The sequence below is a fragment of the Flavobacterium sp. Root935 genome (genome assembly GCF_001429295.1).
Taxonomy (GTDB): domain Bacteria; phylum Bacteroidota; class Bacteroidia; order Flavobacteriales; family Flavobacteriaceae; genus Flavobacterium.
Window position 1 is genome coordinate 404,661 of sequence record NZ_LMJL01000007.1, and the last position, 19,889, is coordinate 424,549.

The 19,889-nt window shown below is 35.5% G+C and carries 18 protein-coding genes; 10 read left to right on the forward strand and 8 right to left on the reverse strand.

Features of this window, described 5'->3' with window-relative positions:
• The first annotated feature begins 9 nt into the window (after positions 1–9).
• On the forward strand, positions 10–540 hold the full coding sequence (locus ASE40_RS03280) for a DUF6646 family protein (protein WP_057115369.1): 531 nt from the start codon (positions 10–12) through the stop codon (positions 538–540).
• A 99-nt stretch (positions 541–639) separates the two neighbouring features.
• Here ASE40_RS03280 and ASE40_RS03285 read toward each other — a convergent pair whose 3' ends face one another.
• The 6 genes from ASE40_RS03285 to ASE40_RS03310 all read right to left on the reverse strand — a co-directional run bounded on the left by ASE40_RS03285 (position 640) and on the right by ASE40_RS03310 (position 7,045).
• Positions 640–1,071, reverse strand: a complete 432-nt coding sequence (locus ASE40_RS03285; protein ID WP_128414925.1) for a hypothetical protein — start codon at positions 1,069–1,071, stop codon at positions 640–642.
• A 173-nt stretch (positions 1,072–1,244) separates the two neighbouring features.
• The gene (locus ASE40_RS03290) at positions 1,245–1,898 is read right to left on the reverse strand and encodes a 3-oxoacid CoA-transferase subunit B (RefSeq protein WP_057115371.1); all 654 of its coding nucleotides are present in this window, start codon (positions 1,896–1,898) and stop codon (positions 1,245–1,247) included.
• A 111-nt stretch (positions 1,899–2,009) separates the two neighbouring features.
• A complete protein-coding gene (locus tag ASE40_RS03295; RefSeq protein WP_057115372.1) occupies positions 2,010–2,711 on the reverse strand; it encodes a CoA transferase subunit A in 702 nt (233 codons plus the stop codon).
• A gap of 165 nt (positions 2,712–2,876) precedes the next feature.
• The gene (locus ASE40_RS03300) at positions 2,877–5,183 is read right to left on the reverse strand and encodes a penicillin-binding protein 1A (RefSeq protein ID WP_057115373.1); all 2,307 of its coding nucleotides are present in this window, start codon (positions 5,181–5,183) and stop codon (positions 2,877–2,879) included.
• Between the two features lie 10 nt (positions 5,184–5,193).
• Positions 5,194–5,673 (reverse strand): gliding motility lipoprotein GldH, encoded by a 480-nt coding sequence (locus tag ASE40_RS03305; protein WP_057115973.1) that lies wholly within the window; start codon positions 5,671–5,673, stop codon positions 5,194–5,196.
• Entirely contained in the window at positions 5,657–7,045 is a 1,389-nt protein-coding gene (locus tag ASE40_RS03310; protein ID WP_057115374.1) for a stage 0 sporulation family protein, read from the reverse strand. The genes ASE40_RS03305 and ASE40_RS03310 overlap by 17 nt, the downstream gene beginning before the upstream one ends.
• Positions 7,046–7,315: 270 nt before the next feature.
• Here ASE40_RS03310 and ASE40_RS03315 point away from each other — a divergent pair, with 270 nt between their 5' ends.
• The 6 genes from ASE40_RS03315 to ASE40_RS03340 all read left to right on the forward strand — a co-directional run bounded on the left by ASE40_RS03315 (position 7,316) and on the right by ASE40_RS03340 (position 12,167).
• Complete coding sequence (locus ASE40_RS03315) at positions 7,316–7,576, forward strand: hypothetical protein (RefSeq protein WP_057115375.1); 261 nt, start codon at positions 7,316–7,318, stop codon at positions 7,574–7,576.
• A gap of 2 nt (positions 7,577–7,578) precedes the next feature.
• Positions 7,579–7,998 carry an Imm70 family immunity protein gene (locus tag ASE40_RS03320; protein ID WP_057115376.1) on the forward strand — a complete coding sequence of 140 codons (420 nt, stop codon included), beginning with the start codon at positions 7,579–7,581 and terminating at the stop codon, positions 7,996–7,998.
• A gap of 98 nt (positions 7,999–8,096) precedes the next feature.
• Entirely contained in the window at positions 8,097–8,849 is a 753-nt protein-coding gene (locus ASE40_RS03325; RefSeq protein WP_198530103.1) for a hypothetical protein, read from the forward strand.
• Positions 8,850–9,051: 202 nt separating this feature from the next.
• A complete protein-coding gene (locus ASE40_RS03330) occupies positions 9,052–10,233 on the forward strand; it encodes an ankyrin repeat domain-containing protein (RefSeq protein ID WP_057115378.1) in 1,182 nt (393 codons plus the stop codon).
• A 28-nt stretch (positions 10,234–10,261) separates the two neighbouring features.
• On the forward strand, positions 10,262–11,605 hold the full coding sequence (locus tag ASE40_RS03335) for an ankyrin repeat domain-containing protein (protein WP_057115379.1): 1,344 nt from the start codon (positions 10,262–10,264) through the stop codon (positions 11,603–11,605).
• Positions 11,606–11,624: 19 nt separating this feature from the next.
• Positions 11,625–12,167, forward strand: coding sequence for a hypothetical protein (locus ASE40_RS03340; RefSeq protein ID WP_057115380.1), 543 nt, complete (start codon positions 11,625–11,627; stop codon positions 12,165–12,167).
• 101 nt (positions 12,168–12,268) lie between these two features.
• On the opposite strand, the gene ASE40_RS03345 is transcribed toward ASE40_RS03340, so the two are convergent.
• Positions 12,269–13,627 (reverse strand): rhodanese-related sulfurtransferase, encoded by a 1,359-nt coding sequence (locus tag ASE40_RS03345; RefSeq protein WP_057115381.1) that lies wholly within the window; start codon positions 13,625–13,627, stop codon positions 12,269–12,271.
• Between the two features lie 228 nt (positions 13,628–13,855).
• On the reverse strand, positions 13,856–13,999 hold the full coding sequence (locus tag ASE40_RS21950) for a hypothetical protein (RefSeq protein WP_157848496.1): 144 nt from the start codon (positions 13,997–13,999) through the stop codon (positions 13,856–13,858).
• Between ASE40_RS21950 and ASE40_RS03350 the strand changes: the two genes are divergently transcribed.
• Genes ASE40_RS03350 through ASE40_RS03360 form a run of 3 tightly spaced genes read left to right on the forward strand, consistent with a single transcriptional unit; the run spans position 13,998 to position 19,564 of the window.
• Positions 13,998–15,053 carry an efflux RND transporter periplasmic adaptor subunit gene (locus ASE40_RS03350; protein WP_057115382.1) on the forward strand — a complete coding sequence of 352 codons (1,056 nt, stop codon included), beginning with the start codon at positions 13,998–14,000 and terminating at the stop codon, positions 15,051–15,053. The genes ASE40_RS21950 and ASE40_RS03350 overlap by 2 nt on opposite strands.
• Positions 15,054–15,056: 3 nt before the next feature.
• Positions 15,057–18,203: an efflux RND transporter permease subunit gene (locus ASE40_RS03355; protein ID WP_057115383.1), complete on the forward strand. Its 3,147-nt coding sequence runs from the start codon at positions 15,057–15,059 to the stop codon at positions 18,201–18,203.
• Positions 18,200–19,564 carry an efflux transporter outer membrane subunit gene (locus ASE40_RS03360; RefSeq protein WP_057115384.1) on the forward strand — a complete coding sequence of 455 codons (1,365 nt, stop codon included), beginning with the start codon at positions 18,200–18,202 and terminating at the stop codon, positions 19,562–19,564. Before ASE40_RS03355 ends, ASE40_RS03360 begins: the two co-directional genes overlap by 4 nt.
• Positions 19,565–19,889: the final 325 nt, after the last annotated feature.

Below are 19,889 nucleotides of genomic sequence, written 5' to 3' on the forward strand. Positions count from 1 at the left end.
TAAAATTTTATGAAAAAGGTTATTACACTCTTGTTTTTAGTATCATTCGGATTTATTAATGCACAGCAAGCCTTCACTGGTAAAGGTGACACTAGAGTAAACGTTGGCGCTAATCTTCAAGATGGTGGTTCTGGAATTCAGGGATCTATTGATTTTGGTTTAGGAGAAAATTTCTCTTTTGGTTTTGTTGCAAACTACTTGTTAGGAGTTGATAATTTTAACGGTTTCTACCACGGAAGCACTACCGCTTATAATGATGAAAAACCAGATTTCGGTGATCGTTTTGATGCAAAAGCAAGAATTAATGCTAATTTATCAAGTGTAATTGGTGTTGAACAATTAGACATTTACCCTGGATTAAGTTTAGGTTTACATAATTTCGGAGCTCATGTTGGTGGTCGTTATTTCTTTACTGACGGATTTGGTGTTTTCACAGAAATCGGATTCCCAATTGCAAAATATGGCACAAACGATGATCCTTTTTACCATTTAAATAATCAAGCGACTTTTAGTTTAGGAGCTTCTTTTAATTTGCAATAGCTTTTCTAGGAGCAAAGGTTCAAAGGGACAAAGGTTCAGAGATTTACTGCATAAAAAAAACCGCTTATAGCGGTTTTTTCTTTTTACATAATTGCTGATTTATAATCTGCTGAACTTTCTTTTTAAGATAACAATAAACTCATTCAATGTAATGCCGTTATCTTCATTTGAGTTATCTTCTATTACTAATTCTGAAATGTCTTTTCTTCTATAGGGAAGCAATAGGGAAAAACACCAAATATTTGTGCTTTCATTTGAAAATGAAACTAACATGAAATAGAACACTAAAAGCCTAATAAAAACAAAGAACTTTCGATAACCTCTGCTTAAATCATGTTTTTTATTTTCTGCAACGGCTTTAATAACAAAATATAATAATTGAATTATAAAAACAGGTATTAGAATATCACTTAAATATATTAAGCTGTAACTATTAATTAAATACATTATTAAAACTATAAAAATAGAACTTAACGTATTTACAATGAAGAAATAACTTCCCCATTTCATATCTATTTCAAACTTTTCCAAATGTGTTTTTATTTAAAATCACAGCAAATATAAAGAAAAAGATTACGTTTCAATTATCAAACCCTAGCAGAAAATAAAAAGAGAACCTTCTTTTAAGAAAGTTCTCTTAATATAAATTTATTTTCAGCACTTAAACTTTGAACCTTTGCTCCTTTGTCCCTTTGAACCTAAAATTAAACAATCATCTCAGGAATTTCACCTTCAATAATCAAATCGGCTTCTGTTGATGCAACGATGTGTTCGACTGAGACACCTGGTGCGCGTTCTAAGAGCTTAAAACCTTTTTCTGTTACTTCGAGTACTGCAAGCTCAGTTACAACCTTTTTAACGCAGCCTACGCCTGTTAATGGCAAAGTACATCTTTTTAAGATTTTCGACTCTCCTGCTTTGTTTACGTGCATCATGGCAACGATGATATTTTCGGCGGAAGCCACCAAGTCCATAGCACCTCCCATTCCTTTTACCATTTTCCCTGGAATTTTCCAGTTGGCAATATCTCCGTTTTCAGAAACTTCCATTGCTCCTAGAATTGTTAAATCTACTTTTTGGCTGCGAATCATTCCAAAACTAAAAGCCGAATCGAAGAAACTCGCTCCCGGAAGTGTTGTAATAGTTTGTTTTCCTGCATTGATAATATCTGCATCTTCTTCGCCAGCAAACGGAAAAGGCCCCATTCCGAGAACTCCATTTTCACTTTGAAATTCAACAGCTATATCTTCTCGAACGTAATTTGCAACCAAAGTTGGAATCCCAATTCCAAGATTTACGAAATAACGGTCTTTTACTTCTTTCGCAATTCGCTTTGCTATATCTTCTTTTGTTAACATAAATTCAATGTGTCAATTTGTTAATGTGTCAATTAGTCAATGAGATAATTTGATAATCCTACTTTGTGCATCTGAGTAATTATCTAATTGACACATTTTCTAATTATCTAATTAAGCTCTCTGTCTTACTGTACGCTGTTCAATTCTCTTTTCAAATTTTTCTCCTTGAAAGATTCGCTGCACCATAATTCCAGGAATATGAATTTGATTTGGATCTAATGAACCAACCGGCACTAATTCTTCGACTTCTGCAATTGTTATTTTTCCAGCACCCGCCATACACGCATTGAAGTTTCTGGCTGTTCCTTTGAAAATCAGATTTCCAGCTTCATCACCTTTCCAAGCTTTTACAATCGCAAAATCGGCTTTGAAAGCTTCTTCCATAATGTGCATTTTACCGTTGAATTCGCGTGCTTCTTTTCCTTCCGCAACTTCAGTTCCGTAACCTGCTGGCGTAAAGAAAGCTGGAATTCCTGCCTGAGCCGCACGACAGCGTTCTGCCAAAGTTCCCTGAGGCGTAAGTTCTACTTCTAATTCTCCTGAAAGCATCTGACGTTCAAACTCGGCATTTTCACCCACATAAGAAGAAATCATCTTTTTGATCTGCTTTTTCTGAAGCAATAATCCCAAACCAAAATCGTCGACACCTGCATTGTTAGAAATACAAGTTAAATCTGAAATGGATGTATTTACCAAAGCTGCAATTGTATTTTCAGGTATACCGCATAAACCGAAACCGCCAAACATAATGGTCATGCCGCTTTCTATTCCTTTGATAGCATCCTGAACACTATTTACTTTTTTTGTTATCATAACAAACTGTCTTTATTACCGAATAATTTTGATAAAAATAAGATTTTTAGATTAAATTATAACGATTTCGTAAAAATAAAACCGAAATAAAAATCCCTTTACAACTCTTTTAAAAAAGAATGATAAAGGGATGATTTTTAATTAGATGGATTTAATGCAACATTGTTACAATTCGAATTCATCAGTATTTTGTTCTGTCTGAGTAGTATCTTTTACAATAGCCGGCCTAGTATAACAATCTACTTTTATAGAAAGATTGGCTGGGCGCTCAAATTCAGATTTTGAAACTTGAAGTTCTGGATCTGCGTAGCATTTTTTCATAAAGTAAGCCCAAACCGGAAGAGCTGCAGTTGCACCTTGTCCGTAAGTTAAACTTTTAAAACGTGCCGAACGATCTTCACATCCAACCCAAACCCCTGTTACCAGGTTTGGAACCATTCCCATAAACCAACCGTCTGATTGATTTTGTGTTGTTCCTGTTTTACCTGCAATTGGGTTTTTAAACATGTACGGATAACCAGTCCAACGATTGTCTCCGCTTCCACCGCCCTGCGTACGTAAACGTGCTCCAGAACCAGTTTCTGTAACCCCTTGAAGCAATTTAATTACTGCAAAGGCAATATCTTTATTTAAAACATCATGAGATTCTGGAATTGGCTCATAAATTACCTCTCCACTTTTGTTCTCAATTCTGCTTAAAAACTGAGGTTTAACATAAACTCCTTGATTGGCAAATGTGCTGTAAGCCGCAACCATGTCTTCTACCGTAATATCTACCGCACCTAATGCAATTGATGGCTGAACTGGAATTTCTGTTTTTACTCCTAATTTTTTAGTCAATTCTACAACTGCTTCTGGACCTGTTCTGTCAATTAATTTAGCCGAAACTGTATTAATCGAATTCGCAAGACCTTGTTTTAAAGTTACCATTCCACGGTATCTGTTATCTGAATTTCTTGGTTCCCAATCCTCAGTTACGTGGTGACGTCCTTTGTGAATCATAAACGGACCATCAAGAATAGAATCGCAAGGAGACATATTTAATTCTTCGATTGCAGTTGCATAAACAAACGGTTTAAAAGTAGAACCTACTTGTCTTGCTCCCTGCCCTACGTGATCGTATTGGAAATATTTGTAGTTGATTCCTCCAACCCAAGCTTTAATTGCTCCGGTTTGAGGCTCCATAGCCATTAAACCAGACTGTAAAAAGTGTTTGTAATAACGAATAGAATCCAGCGGTGTCATGATGGTGTCACGCTCTCCTTTCCAAGTAAATACACGCATTTTGGTTTTTACTTTAAATGAAGCGATAATATCATCTTCACTTTTATCCATATCTTTCATTTGTGCCCAGCGATCAGAATTCTTCATTGCCTGCATCATGATTCGATCTGTTTCAGCCTGCGTAATATTTACGAACGGAGCATTTTTATTGGTTTTCATTTCAATAAAAAACTGTTGCTGCAAGTTTTTCATGTGTTCAGAAACAGCTTCTTCTGCATACATCTGCATTCTAGAATCTATAGTCGTGTAGATTTTAAGTCCGTCTTTGTAAATATCGTACTCAGAACCATCAGGCTTTTTGTTTTCTGTAACCCATTTCTTCATGTAATCACGAAGATATTCTCTAAAATAAGTTGCCATACCCTCACGGTGGCTTTCAAGTTTAAATTTCAAAGTAATAGGCAGAGCTTGAAGTCTTTCTTTTTCTGATTCGGAAATCATTTTTGCTTTTGCCATTTGTGATAAAACCACATTACGACGATTTTTTACTCCTTCTGGATTTCTTACTGGATTGTATAATCCTGAGTTTTTGAACATTCCGACCAAAATAGCCGATTCGTCTACTGTCAGATCTTTTGGCTCTTTAGAAAAATAGGTCTGCGCAGCAGAACTTACTCCAACAGAATAATTTCCGAAATCGTAAACGTTGCAGTACATCGCCAGAATTTCATTCTTGGTATATTGTCTTTCCAGACGAATGGCAATAATCCATTCTTTTATTTTTTGTACAATTCTAAAAGGCAAAAACTTAGATCCTTCACCATGAAATAATTGTTTCGCCAGCTGTTGCGTCAGCGTACTCGCTCCTCCATTTGTTCCTAAACTAAAAACAGCCCTTAAAGTTCCGCGCCCGTCAATTCCCGAATGTTCGTAGAAACGTGCATCTTCGGTTGCAACAAGTGCTTCCACTAAGTTTTTTGGCAGATCTGAATATTTAAGCTGAGATCTGTTAGTTTTGAAATATTTACCAATTACAACTCCATCAGAAGAAATAATTTCTGTTGCAAGGTTAGAATCTGGATTTTCTAAATCTTCAAATGAAGGCATAGATCCAAATAATCCCCAAGACGCAAATAAAAAGAAAGCTAAAACGCCAAGCATTGAGTAGGCAAAAACCCTCCAAAATTTCTTTTTATAATAATTAATATCCTTAACGCTATTTGATTGATTGTTTTTTTTAGCAGCCATAACTATTTTTCTAATCTTTTTGTTCTATTCTAAAACCAACGTCTGTAATACCTTCTAAAGCCTCAACTCCAGGAATTTTACCCGATTGTCTAACAGCCTGCTTGATATGAACTTTGTAAGTTCCTTTAAACTTTACGTCTTCTTTGTAATACAGTTTACTTTCTTTAATATCAGTAAATCCATTTCCTAATAAAGTTCCATCCGGCGCTGCCATTTGATATTCTAAAGTATCTACTTTTGTAAAACCACTCGGCGTTTCGATAGCGACAATCAAAAACAAATTATTAAACGGATAATTGTTGTTGTCTCTTATATTTACAAATAAATTGTACTTTTTTGTAGAATCTAAAACTGGCAGATCAAAGCTTACAATACTGTCTTTGTGCCAAGCACTCCCAACAGATTTATACTCGTCGAATACTCTTTTTTTATCACACGAAAAAAGAAGTATCGCTGCCAAAAGAAGAATTCCGCTATTTTTTATTCTCATTTTTAGCATTAATTATTGGTTTTCTAGGTTCAGCAGATTTGTTATCATTTGACTGCTGCTTATTCGAATTGTTTTGTTTATTCGGATTTGGCTTGTTCTTATGATTTTGCTTATTTGGGTTATTAGGCTTGTTCTGCTTGTTTGGATTATTATTTTGATTGTTGTTTCCGGCAGGCTTAATAATATTGTTGTTTTTTTCCTGCTGCGGTTTTGGCGGAGCTGCAACACCAGCCGCTTCTGTATTTTGTTTACGTTTGCGGTTTGGTTTTTTCTTTCTTTTTGGCTGGTCAAAACGAGTTAAACTCTCTTGTCCCATCGCATTATTAAAGTCTTTTTCCGGCTCTGAAACTACCTCAACAGCAAAATCTTCAAGAGAAGAAACTTTGTTTTTTTGTTTGTTTTCAGCAATAATTTCTTTTACCTGATCGATTTTCAAAACATGCCAGTTTGCAAAGTTATTAGTATAAGCAAACCACATTAATCCTTTAAAAATATCTTGTTTTTGGCAGACAGCATCTCCTTTTTCTGTAACCAGTTTGGTGTCATAATCTGGAAAATCCTTCAATGCGTCCATGTAAGTATCTAATTCATAATTTAGACAGCATTTTAATTTTCCGCATTGTCCCGCTAATTTCTGCGGATTCAATGATAACTGCTGATAACGAGCTGCAGAAGTATTCACACTTCTAAAATCGGTAAGCCAAGTCGAGCAGCAAAGTTCACGTCCGCAAGAACCAACTCCGCCTAAACGAGCCGCTTCCTGACGGAAACCAACTTGTTTCATCTCTACTCTCGTACTAAATTCTTTAGCAAAATCTTTAATCAGCATTCTAAAATCGACACGATCATTGGCTGTGTAGTAAAAAGTCGCTTTAGATCCGTCTCCTTGAAATTCAATATCCGAAATTTTCATTTCTAATTTATGCTGAATCGCCAATTCACGGGCACGAACTTTCATTGGTTCTTCGCGATCACGTGCTACAGACCAAATATCAATATCTTTTTGAGATGCTTTTCTATAGATTTTAGGTACATCATTACTTTCGTAATTCACCCCTTTTTTCTTCATTTGAATCTTTACCAATTCGCCTGTAAGAGTTACAATTCCAATATCATGTCCTGGTGAAGCCACAGTTGCAACAATATCACCAATACTTAAAGTTAATTTCTCTGAATTTCTAAAAAATTCCTTACGTCCGTTTTTAAAACGTACCTCAACACAATCAAAAATCGCCTCTCCATTAGACGGACTCATGTTTGCGAGCCAGTCAAAAACCGTCAATTTATTGCAGCTATCGGTGCCGCAAGTCCCATTATTTTTACAACCTTTTGGTGCGCCACCATCTGAGGTTGAACAACTTGTACATGCCATAATTATATATGTAGTGCTGCTAAAACGCAGCTTAAGTTCATAAACGTTTGATCGGTAAAGATAGTATTTTTTTTATTTGGCTATTTAAGGATTAAAACTAATGGTTTGTTAAATAAAAAAACTGATTTATTTAATACAAAAAGAATGACATAAACAATCAAATCATCGAATCTCCCAAGTCTTTTAAATACCTTATTTTATTACTAATATACTTTTTAAGAGTAAAGTCATCTAACAATTGAAAGTACTTTTGCGCGATAAAAATTTAAAATGGATATTGAGTATAAATATACTAAGCATCAAGTCGCAAGAACTTCTATTGCAGATACGATATCAGATAAAAATTGGTATCTAATAAAATATTGTACTGAATTAAAATCTACATATCAAATTCGAATGTTATTGTTTTTGGTAATAAGCAAGAAAGGCCGTTTAATCATCAGAGTACGAAAAGAATGCTTATTAAGCGATAATTTGAAAAAGTTAATTAAAGAAAATAAGCCTTTTGTGAAATTAGAAAAAACATTATAATTATGGGTTTGTATTTATGCACTTTCGATACTGAGGAAGAAGAAATAGATGGTTTAGAAGTAGGATCTTATGAATATTTTGGCATTTTTAGAGAATGTGTAAATGAAGCAGTAGAAAAGTCTTCTGAATGGGGAAGCATTTGTCCCAAAATCATGTTACATTCAGATTGTGATGGAAAATGGACTCCCAATGAATGTGCAGAAATAATTATTGAACTTGAAAAAATAAAGTTGTTATTTCAAAATGAACAACCAAATCAAAAAGTAATTGAACTTAAAAAAAATATACTTACCATTTATGGGATAAACCCAAGTAATCTTTATGATTGCTTTGTAGATGTTGATGGGGAAAACTTAATTGACGGTTTAGCAACTTTATGTAAAAATGCAATTAAATCTAATCTTGAAATTCTCTTTCAGTAATTCAAATGAGTTAAATCGACCGAAATTATATCTTAAATAGTAATTAAAACAATAAACTTATTTTACTAAGTTTAGACTTAGAAAAATAATAAGCCATTATGAACAAATACTTGATTATTGCTGGAGCTTTTTTAATGCAACTAGGAATTTTTAGCTGCACGGAGAAAAACAAAAAAGAAACAACTACAACCGTAGAAACTTTAACCAACCCCGAAGAAGTTGCTGAAACTTCTGATTCGACAGTTGAAAGCCAAAAAAATCCCGCAGATTTTGTTCCAAAAGGTTATGTAATTTTTGACACCATTTATGGCGATTTGAATAAAGACGGCGCAGAAGACTGCGCAATTGTTATAAAAGGCACCGATAAAAGCAAAGTTATAAAAGACGATTATCGAGGCCAATTAGACCGAAACAGAAGAGGTATTATTGTTCTCTTCAATAAAAATAACAGTTATGAACTTGCAGTTAAAAACTACGATTGTTTTTCTTCTGAAAATGAAGATGGCGGCGTTTATTTTGCCCCCGAATTATCTGTTGAAATAAAAAACAACAAATTACATATTCATTACGGCCACGGAAGATATGGATATTGGGAATACACATTTAGATTTCAAAATTCAGATTTCGAACTTATTGGTTATGATTCTAGCAGTAATCGAGGTCCTGTCGTGGAAACGGAAGTCAGTATAAACTTTTTAACACGAAAGAAAATAACAAACGAAAACACAAACAAAGAGGATGAAGGCGGAGATGAAGTTTTCGAGAAAACCGAAACCAAAATCAGCAAAAGCAAACTGACTAAGTTATCTGAAATTAAAGATTTTGATGGGTTTGAAGTTTCAGAAGAATAAAATCATTCGCTTAAAAAAACCCTATTCTATGCATCTAGAATAGGGTTTTATTTTTATAGGGAATATTTTAAGACTTTTTACTTTCTTTCCTAAAATATATTTCTCAATTTTATGTTTTATCTTACAACATAGTTCGTGAAGCCAGCAATTATCGATACTGGTTTTATCAAACACAATCTTTCATTTATAAATACCACTTCAAATGCAAACACAAAACCAGATTGAAAATTTCCTTTTTCAGGGAAAATTTGACGAGGCCAGAGAATGCCTAAATAACGGCGAAACCTTTAACGAACAATATCTTAAAAACAATTTTTCGCAAATAGCAGCAAAGATTATTGACGCCAAAGAAATTGATTTTATTGAAAAACTAATCAAAGCCGGTTTTATTGAAACGGATATTTACGAATTGGACAGTTTCGACAAATCGATTTTTGCTCCATTGGCACTTTATCTCAAAGATGATGAAGAATCACTGGCTTTTTTCAAAGAATTGATGTCAAAAATGGATAACATCAATGATGAAATCAGCGATAAAACTTTACTGGGTTATTTCTTTGAAAAAGGCGCTTTACCAAAAGTCATAAAAACACTTATCAATGACTTTGGAGCGAATACGCAATATAAAAATAATGCCGGAGAAAATTTCATTTACATCGTTCTGAATACCTACAGCACAGATACTGAGAAAACTAAAGAATATATTTCCATTCTTTTGGATAATGGTGTCGATATCAACGAAAAAAATATTGTGGGGACAACGCCTTTAATGTGCGCGGTTAAAAGAAGCAAAAAGGATTTTGTTCCTTTCTTACTAGAAAATGGAGCCGATGCCAACGAAACCGATAACATCAACAATACTGCCTTTTATTACGCGGTTGCCGAACAGTTTTCGTATGATATGTACGATGCACTAGCAGCAGTTTCTTCACCTGATTTTAATATTGTCAACAAAGACGGGCGAACCTTATTCACTAACTTTATAAGTTCTGTCTCTGGATCTCCAAACGATATTAAATTTTTGGAAAGATTGTTAGCTGATGGTGCCGATGTCAATTTCTGCGCACAATATTACGGTCAGCCGAAATCAGGAATTGATTTTATTGTCGAAAAGAAATCGGATATTTTGAAATCAGTTTTAGAAAATGTTTCATTGGATGTAAATGAACAGGATAATCAGGGAAATACTATTTTGCATAAAGTCTGTGCCTACAATGTGAACTATGATGCTGAAATGGCCAAAGAAACCTATCGTAAAGTAAAATTATTATTAGAGCAAGGCGCCGATATTTCGATCACAAATGACAAAGATGAAACCGCTTTAATGCTGGCTTCAGGAGATAATTTGAAAATTAAAACGGTCGAGCTTTTAATGAAATCATAATAACTGAATTATACAAAATACCACATATATGTCAATGTCATTTATAATTGCCTGTGAAAACGGCAATCGAAAAATAGCCGAATTACTGCTTCAGAATAAAGAAGTAGATGTAAAATATACAGACGAAAAAGGCAGAACTGCTCTTCATTATGCCGCACACAGAGGTTATCTGGATATTGTGAAAATCTTGGCCGAAGACGGAGCCGATATTAATTACGAAGATCATCAGGGAGAAACACCTTTATTTTTTGCCTGTCTTCAAAAACAGAAACAGACGGCTTTGTATCTGTTGGAAAATGGTGCGGAAATTACCAAAAATGATAAATACGGAAATAGTCTGTTACACTTAGTTGCTCAGACCGCTCAAATCGAAATTGCAACAAAGTTGCTTGAAGCTGGAGCAGATGTTAATTTACTGAATAACAATGGAGAAACTCCGCTATTATTAGCTTCTGCAAAACTAAACAGAGAAATTATTCAGCTGCTTTTAGACAAAGGAGCCGATATAAATGTAACCGATAAACAAGGAAATACGCCTTTGATTTATGCTTGTTACACCAAATCGATCCCGATGGTGACTTTACTTCTTGACAATGGTGCTGACATCAATCACGTTAATCATTCGGGAGAAAATGCTCTTTTAATTGCGTGTTATGAAACGAATAGAATGCTCGCTAAATTATTAGTAGAAAGAGGTGCCGATGTTTTCACATCCAACAATAATGGCTACTCACCTATTTGGTACGCTTGCGCGAATAATCAAAAGGAAATTGTGTCTTTATTTTTAGAAAACGGTGTTGATGTGAATTACAGCAAACCTTTGGCAAGCGATACTTCTTCAATGAATGATTATCTGGATTGGATTGTGAGTGCAACCAATATTTCTAACGAATCTAGTTTTACGCTTAACAATTCTTATACCTATGGCGGAGAAAGTCTTTTGCACGTTGCAACCAAAAAAGGCAATCTAAGCATGGTAAAACTGCTGATTGAAGCTGGAGCCAATATCAATATTCAGGACGAATCTGGAAACACGCCTTTACATTACAGCGCAGCAAACGGAAAGAAAGATGTCGTAAAATATTTATTGGATAATAAAGCCGATGCTTCAATCGTCAATGTAAAAGAGCAAAAAGCGATCGATTACTCGAATGTAAAAGGCTTTAATGAAATTACAGAATTGATTTTAAAATACGCGCCATCAGGAACTGTAGTAACACCAATTCACAAAGAAGAACCGCAAAAATCAGATTCAGGAAATTCTATGGAAGGCAAGAAAAAGGCATTATTGGACTTGAAAGAGCTTTTGGATGCCGGAATTTTAACTTCGGAAGAATTTGAAACAGAGAAAACTAAAATTTTAAAAGGATAAATAACAAAGAAAATTAAAAATGAAAAAGATCTTAAACAATTCCATTATAGCATTCGTATTAATCGCTGCAAGTATAGTTTCCACTTCTTGTACAAACCCTTCGCCAGACAAAACTTTTGAAATAGCAGCTTTAAATACAAATTTGCTTTCTCGATTTGGCAGTAAGGACATCAACTATAAACTAGAATCTGAGCCTCAGATTTATGATGAAACTCAAAAGAAAATGATTCCTTCTTCTTATTACGATTATTTTAAATTTGACATCGCTAATTTAGAAACTCAATTTAAAAAAATTAAGGAGATAAATGAAGATGATGACAATAGAGAACTTCTTCAGGCATCAAAAGACTTGTTTACCTATGCGATTGCTAAAGAAAAAGAAGGTTATTTGCCAATTGCTAAAATGAAAGATGAAAAAGCTTCGCCAGAACAGATCGAAAAAGCAATAGTCGATTTTGACGCCTCAACTCTAAATGAAATTGACGCTAAGTTTACAAGATTGATGAATGCTGCCAAAGCCTATGCTGAAAAACATAATATCGATGCTAAAATTGGTGTTTAAATATTACACCTTGATTTTTAACTCTCAATAAAAAAGTAAAACCCTATTTTGTATGAACAAAGTAGGGTTTATTTTTATTTTTAAAAATGCTTTGTAAATCGCTAATTTAAAATCTTATATAATTTATCTGATAAACGAATACGGAATGGAACTTCAAAAGTAACTTTATCCCCAATTTTAGCAGTTTGAGTTTCTGCACCGTTTACAATTAGTTTTTCTAAAGTCATTTCCTGATTTCCAGTTGTTGGTCCAGAAATTAAGATTTTATCTCCAGCGTTCAATTCTTGATTTTCAATAGCAAATTGAGCCACTTGAGCTTTTACATAATAATGCTCTGCTTTTCCAAGAAGTACTTTCTTTACTTTTACTTTCTGACGAATATCGGCTGGTTTTTGTGCAGTTGCCAAAGCAGTTTCTGGCAATTCGCCCGAATGTTTGAATTTTAAATTCTCTGATTTTCCTTTTCTAAACACTTTGTTTCCAACTTGTTTTCCAGTTCTTAAACGAACTTGGTCCACCAAAGGCATATGAATGATTTCTAAACATTCTGTAGAACAGCAGTTTTCCATTGCCGCTTTACATTCATCACATTGAATAAACAACAAATGACATCCGTCGTTTTCGCAATTCGTGTGATTGTCGCAAGGTTTTCCGCATTGGTGACATTGTGAGATAATATCATCTGTAATTCTTTCGCCAAGACGATTATCAAATACGAAGTTTTTCCCAATGAATTTACTTTCTAAACCTTCTTCTTTCAATTGTTTAGCGTAATTAATAATTCCCCCTTCTAATTGAAATACATTTTTAAAACCTTGGTGTTTGAAATAAGCACTTGCTTTTTCGCAGCGAATTCCTCCAGTGCAGTACATTACCAGATTTTTATCTTCTTTATGGTCTTGAAGCTGTTCGTTGATGATAGGCAAACTTTCTCTAAATGTTTCAACATCTGGAGTAATAGCGTTTTTAAAATGTCCTACTTCACTTTCGTAATGATTTCTAAAATCAACTACAATTGTATTCGGATCATCAAGAATTTCGTTGAATTCTTTGGCTTTCAGGTGAACGCCAATATTGGTTACATCAAAAGTTTCATCGTTCAAACCGTCAGCAACGATTTTATGACGCACTTTAATAGTTAATTTCAAAAAGGAATGGTCATCATGTTCTACGGCTTCATTCAAACGAATGCCTTTCATGAAATCATAAACTTCAAGAGTTGCTCTAAAAGCTTCCAAATTTTCTTCAGGAATACTCATTTGAGCATTTATTCCTTCATGGGCAACATAAATTCGGCCTAAAGCATCAAGCTTATTCCAGGCTAAAAATAAATCATCGCGAAATTTTTTGGGATCTTCAATTTTGGCATACGCATAGAAAGACAACGTTAGTCGTTGTTTACCCGCATCATCGATCATGATGGCTCTTTCTTCTGCGCTCAAAGTGTTGTACAGTTGCATGCTATAAACAGTTTTAAGTTAAGAATATATAGTTGAATTCTATTTTTCTGAGTGAATTCGGGCGCAAAGGTAGGTTTTTCTTTTCAATTTTAAAAATGATAAAAATCATGGAATATAAACAATATAAGCCGTACAAGATAATTTAATTTAGTTGAAAACGTCAGCATTTTTAATTAGCAACAAAATTGCATTAATAAAAAACAAACACTGTTTATCAGTGCATTACATTTAATTCACTACATTTATATAGTCAATTTTAACATTTATGCTTATGAATGCTTTAAAACTACCCAAACCGCTCTTCCCCATTTTTTTATTTTTAACAATCTTTTGCTCTTGCAAAAAAGAACAACCGAAAGCTCCGCCTCCCATGCAGGCTCCGTTTGTAACGGTCAAGAGTGAAGATGTGCCCATTTATAAAGATTTTGCCGGGCAGACTTTTGGAGATTTAGACATTGAATTAATCGCAAGAGTTGACGGAATTCTAACTGGAATTCACTTTAAAGAAGGACAACGGGTTAAAAAAGGGCAACTCCTCTACACCATAGATCCGCTGGAATATGACACAAAAGTAGAACAAGTCCGCGGACAAGTTGCGGCATCACAAAGTGCACTAGCCAATGCTGACGAAGAATTAAAACGAATTCGACCGCTCGCTGAAATGAATGCCGTGAGTAAACGCGAATTGGATGCGGCTGTAGCCAAAGAAAAAGCGGCACGTTCTAATTATTCGAGCATGCTGGCAAGTTTAAAAAACCAGCAGATTGAGCGAAGCTACGCTAATATAAAATCTCCCATTGACGGTGTCATCGGACTTTCGAACGCTAGATTAGGTGATTATATTACCAAAGTCGGTAATGCCTCAAAACTCAATACTGTTTCAAAATTAGAAAAAGTAAGAGTACAATTCACTGTGAGTGAATCTGATTATTTAAGATATCAAAAGCAGGTCAAAGCCGGAGAACGTATCACAGATTTACAACTCATACTTTCTGACGGAAGCACCCATCCGTACAAAGGAAGCTTGAACTTCTCAGACACTAAAATCGATCCCACTACAGGAACCGTAACTATAGAAGCCCAATTTCCAAATCCAGACGGTACTTTACGTTCTGGGCAATTTGCAAAAGTTCGTGTCTTACTCAGAACACAAAAAGATGCCATTGTCGTGCCACAAAAAGCGGTTACCGAAATTCAGGGGCTTTTTCAGGTTTCCATTATTGATAACAAAAACACCATTCAAACCCGAATGGTCGAAGTGGGTCAGAAAATTGGTGTCGATTGGATTATTACCAAAGGTTTAAAAGCCAACGAAAAAGTCGCCATTATTGGCAATCAGTTTATTCAGCCTGGATCGACAGTTGTTCCAGTTCCCTATGTCGCAGATAAAGATAAAAAGCAGATTGCATCATCTCTAAACGACTAGGCTATGGATAATTTCTTTGTAAGACGACCAATCGTTGCCATCGTACTTTCGATATTTATTGTTCTTATCGGAGGACTTTCGATCTTGTCAACGCCAATTGCGCAGTATCCCGAAATCGCACCGCCATTAGTACAGGTTTCTACCAGTTATCGAGGTGCAAATGCCTTGAATGTTGAACAAGCCGTTGCTACGCCCATAGAACAAAAAGTAAATGGAGTCGAAAATATGCTTTACATGCAGTCGACTAATACTGGTGACGGAAGTATGACACTATCTATCACTTTTGATATGGGTACAGATCTGGACAACGCGACGATGTTAACCCAAAATAGAGTTGCAGAAGCCACCAATAAACTCCCAAACGATGTAAAGACAACTGGAGTTACGACCAAAAAATCGTTATCAATGCCCATGTTGATTTTATCTTTGTATTCTCCCAACAAAACTTTCGACAATAACTTTTTGACCAATTACGCGAGCATCAATCTTGTAGACGCTCTCGCCCGTATCAAAGGTGTTGGAGAAGTTACCCTTTACGGAGGAAGTAATTATGCGATGCGAATTTGGGTCAAGCCCGATATAATGGCAAAGTACAACTTAACAGTTCCCGATATTATAAAATCAATTCAGGAACAAAACGCCATTGCCCCAGGAGGAAAATTTGGCGCTCCGCCAGCAACAGACAATAACGAATTCACCTATAACGTCATGCTTAAAGATCGTCTGGTGAATCCAGAGGATTTCGAAAACATCATTTTAAAATCAAACATTAGCAATCAACAAGTCCGACTTAAAGATATTGGAACTGTAACTTTAGGAACAGAAAGTTATGCATCAGTCGCAAAATTAAATGGAAATCCAGCAGGAACTATCGGAATAAAACAAATGCCGGGTTCAAACGCTCTTGAAGTTGCCGAAAATGTAAAAAACACTATCGAACAATTAAGCAAAAGATTTCCTCAAGATTTAAAATATGCTGTTTCATTAGACACGACTTTAGCTATTTCTGAAGGAATTAACGAAATCATGCACACTTTAGTTGAAGCCATTATTCTGGTAATCATTGTGGTTTTTATCTTTCTCCAAAACTGGCGCGCGACTTTAATTCCGTTATTAACCGTTCCGGTTTCATTAGTCGGAGTGTTTATGCTTTTCCCGTTACTCGGATTTTCGATAAATGTACTTTCTCTTTTAGGATTAGTACTCGCCATCGGAATTGTAGTCGATGATGCTATTGTGGTTGTAGAAGCTGTAATGCATCACATCGAACAAGGAATGTCACCCAGAGAAGCCACAAACCAAGCCATGCGCGAAGTTTCAGGTCCTGTAATTGCCATTGCTATTGTTTTAACTGCAGTATTTATTCCAGTTGCTTTGACACCAGGAATTACGGGAAGATTGTATCAGCAGTTTGCCATTACGATTGCTATTTCTGTGATTTTCTCTGCTTTAAGTGCATTAACCTTAAGTCCGGCTTTATGTTCACTTTTATTAAAACCAAATCAGGAAGCAAAAGGATGGCTCGGCACATTCTTTAAATGGTTTAATGTAAAGTTTGGCGCTTTTACCAATAGATACACTGGTTTCTCTGGTTTTTTAATTAAAAAAACAGCCCGAAGTTTAATTTTTATCGGAATTGTCGTTGGAGTTATTATTCTATTGGGAGCAAAAATTCCAGGCGGCTTTGTTCCTGAAGAAGATCAAGGTTACATGTTTGTCAATATTGAACTTCCCGGCGCTTCTTCGCTAGAAAGAACCAGCAAAGTCATCGAAAAAGTAGAACATATTTTATCTAAAAATCAAGGTGTTGAATATTACACTTCTGTTGCTGGTTTTAGTTTAATCAAAAACTCAGTAGCAACAAATAACGGATTTTTCTTTGTGGCTTTGAAAGAATGGAAAGAACGGGAACAAGATGTTTTCCAGATTTTAAAAGAAGTAAACGGAAAAGTTGTTTTTGGAATTCCCGAAGCTACTGTTTTTGCTTTTGGGCCTCCGCCGATTACTGGAATTGGAAATGCAGCTGGATTCTCGATGATGTTGCAGGACAAAGAAGGGAATACGCCCCAGTATCTTTTCCAGAATGCACAGCAATTTATGGCCGAAGCTAAAAAACGACCCGAAATTGGAACCATCCGAACGACCTTTAATCCGAATGTGCCGCAGATTAGTCTCGATATCGACAGAGAAAAAGTATCAGAATTAAATCTTTCTTTATCCGATGTCAACTTGGCAATTGGTGCCAGTTTGGGAGGACAATACATCAACGAATTCAACAAATTCGGACGACAGTATATTGTTTTGCTTCAGGCAGATCCAAGTTTTACCGTTAATCCTGAGGACATTAATAAAATCTTTGTCCGAAGCCGTGATAATAAAATGATTCCGATTTCGAGTATTGCGACTATTAGAAAAGAAAGTGGTCCCGAATTTACGACACGTTTTAATTTATATCGTGCTGCCGAAATTGGCGGAACACCTGCACCTGGATTTACTTCAGCGGAAGCCATGACTGCTTTACAGGAAACCGCTGCAAAAGTCCTCCCAGCAGGAATGGGTTATGAGTGGGCGAATATGAGTTATCAGGAAAAACAAGCTGAAGGAAAAGGGAACACTGTTTTTATCATGGCGTTGTTTTTCGTGTTTTTGATTCTTGCTGCGCAGTACGAAAGCTGGAAACTGCCTTTCAGCGTTTTACTCGGAACACCTTTTGCCGTTTTCGGTGCTTTTCTTGGCTTATATCTCTGCCGATTATTAAGTCCAGATTATGTGAATAATGTTTTTGCACAAATTGGACTCGTAATGCTGATTGGACTCGCGGCGAAAAATGCCATTCTAATCGTAGAGTTTGCCAAAGAAGAATATGAAAAAGGAATGCCCGCTAAAGAAGCTGCCCTTTATGCCGCTAAATTACGTTTCCGACCAATTTTAATGACGGCTTTTGCTTTCATTTTAGGCGTTGTTCCGTTGTTAACGGCGAGCGGCGCTGGAGCACAAGCCAGAAAAGTAATGGGAATGACGGTTTTTAGCGGAATGCTTGTCGCCACTATTTTAGGTGTATGTTTGATTCCGGTTTTATTTGTATTTATTGAAACATTCGGAAAGAAAAAATCTGAGGAAATCGATGAACCTAAAGAGGAAGAAAAATGAAAAATCTAAAAATACTTTTAGCGTTATTTTTGATGGCTGTTTTTCCTTGTGGATGTATGGTTGGACCAAAATATGTCAAACCCGAACAGCCTCAGGCAGATTCTTTCCGTTATGGCGATCAAAACAGAGATACGACAAACTCTGTAAAAACTATAAAATGGTCATCGATATTTAACGATGATGTCTTAATTGGCCTGATCGAAAAAGGAATTCAAAACAATTATGATCTCAAAATTGCGCTGGCACGTATAGAACAAGCAAGAGCCAATCTCGGAATCGCTAAAGCAGATTTATATCCTTCTTTTCAATATTCTGGTCAAGTGAATAGTGCCGAAACTATTATGCAGCCATCATCTGCATTGGCCAATATGTCTTGGGAATTGGATTTTTGGGGAAAATACCGTCATCAGAATAAAGCTTTGCAAAATGAACTTTTAGCCACTGATGAAGCCCGAAAAGTAATTCTCTCTGATATTGTGAGCAACATTGCCATTTCTTATTTTGAACTCCGTGATTATGACAATCAGTTGGAAATCACCATTCATACTTTAGAAACGAGACAAAAAGCATATGACATTATCAACGAACGTTTTATAAGCGGTTACGTTGCAGAATTAGACAAAGTACAAATTGAACAGCAGGTTGCCATTGCCGAAGCCAATATTCCCGCAATCAAACGACAAATTACAGCTTTGGAAAATTCAATTTCGATTTTGGTCGGGCAAGTTCCGCAGCCTATTCCGCGCGGAAAAACGAATAGCGAACTATTGATTTTGAATAATTTTCCAACTTCTGTTCCATCAGCTTTGTTAGAAAATCGACCAGATGTGAAACGTCAGGAATATTTATATAAAGCCGCTTATGAAAGAATCGGCGTTGCGCAGGCAATGCGCTACCCGTCATTCAACATTGCCGCAGTTGCAGGTTTTACCAGTATTGCGGTTGGAGATTTATTTAATGATGGTTCTTATTTCCAGAATGCGGGCGCTGGAGTTACAGGTCCCATTTTCAACTTCGGAAAAAACAAACGTCGTGTAGATGTTAATCGACAAATTGCGGAAGAAGTAAAATTCAGTTTCCAAAAAACCTATTTAACCGCTATCTCGGAAGTAGAAAATTCACTTCAAAATGTGGAAATGTACAAAGAAGAATGGACAGCAAGAAATAGACAGGTCGTAGCAGCACAAAAAAACTATGATCTTTCAAACGCTAGATATTACAATGGCTATGTTTCATACTTAGAAGTTCTAGATGCACAACGATCGCTGTTTGAAGCACAATTAAGTCTCTCTCAATTAACCCAAAAACAATTAAGCTCTATGGTTCAATTGTATAAGGCATTGGGCGGAGGATGGAATTAGTTTTTTTTAAGTTGCTAAGGTTCTGAGATGCTGAGGTTCTAAGTTTTTTTTATATCAGGTTATCATTCCGTAGGAATATTTCGTTTGTAGAAAAAACAATAACGATCGTCCGTATGTACGTTCGATAGGAAGGTTTGTGTTATTGGATTGTAAAAAATCAAAATCAAACGTTCCTACGTAACGTAAAAATGATAACAATATATATTTTGCTACCGATGAAATGTTTCTACGGAACAATCAAACACAGATAATAAAAAAGAGAAGTTTAAATTTTGAAACCAGTTATCATTCCGTAGGAATGTTTCATTGGTAGAAAAATAACGAA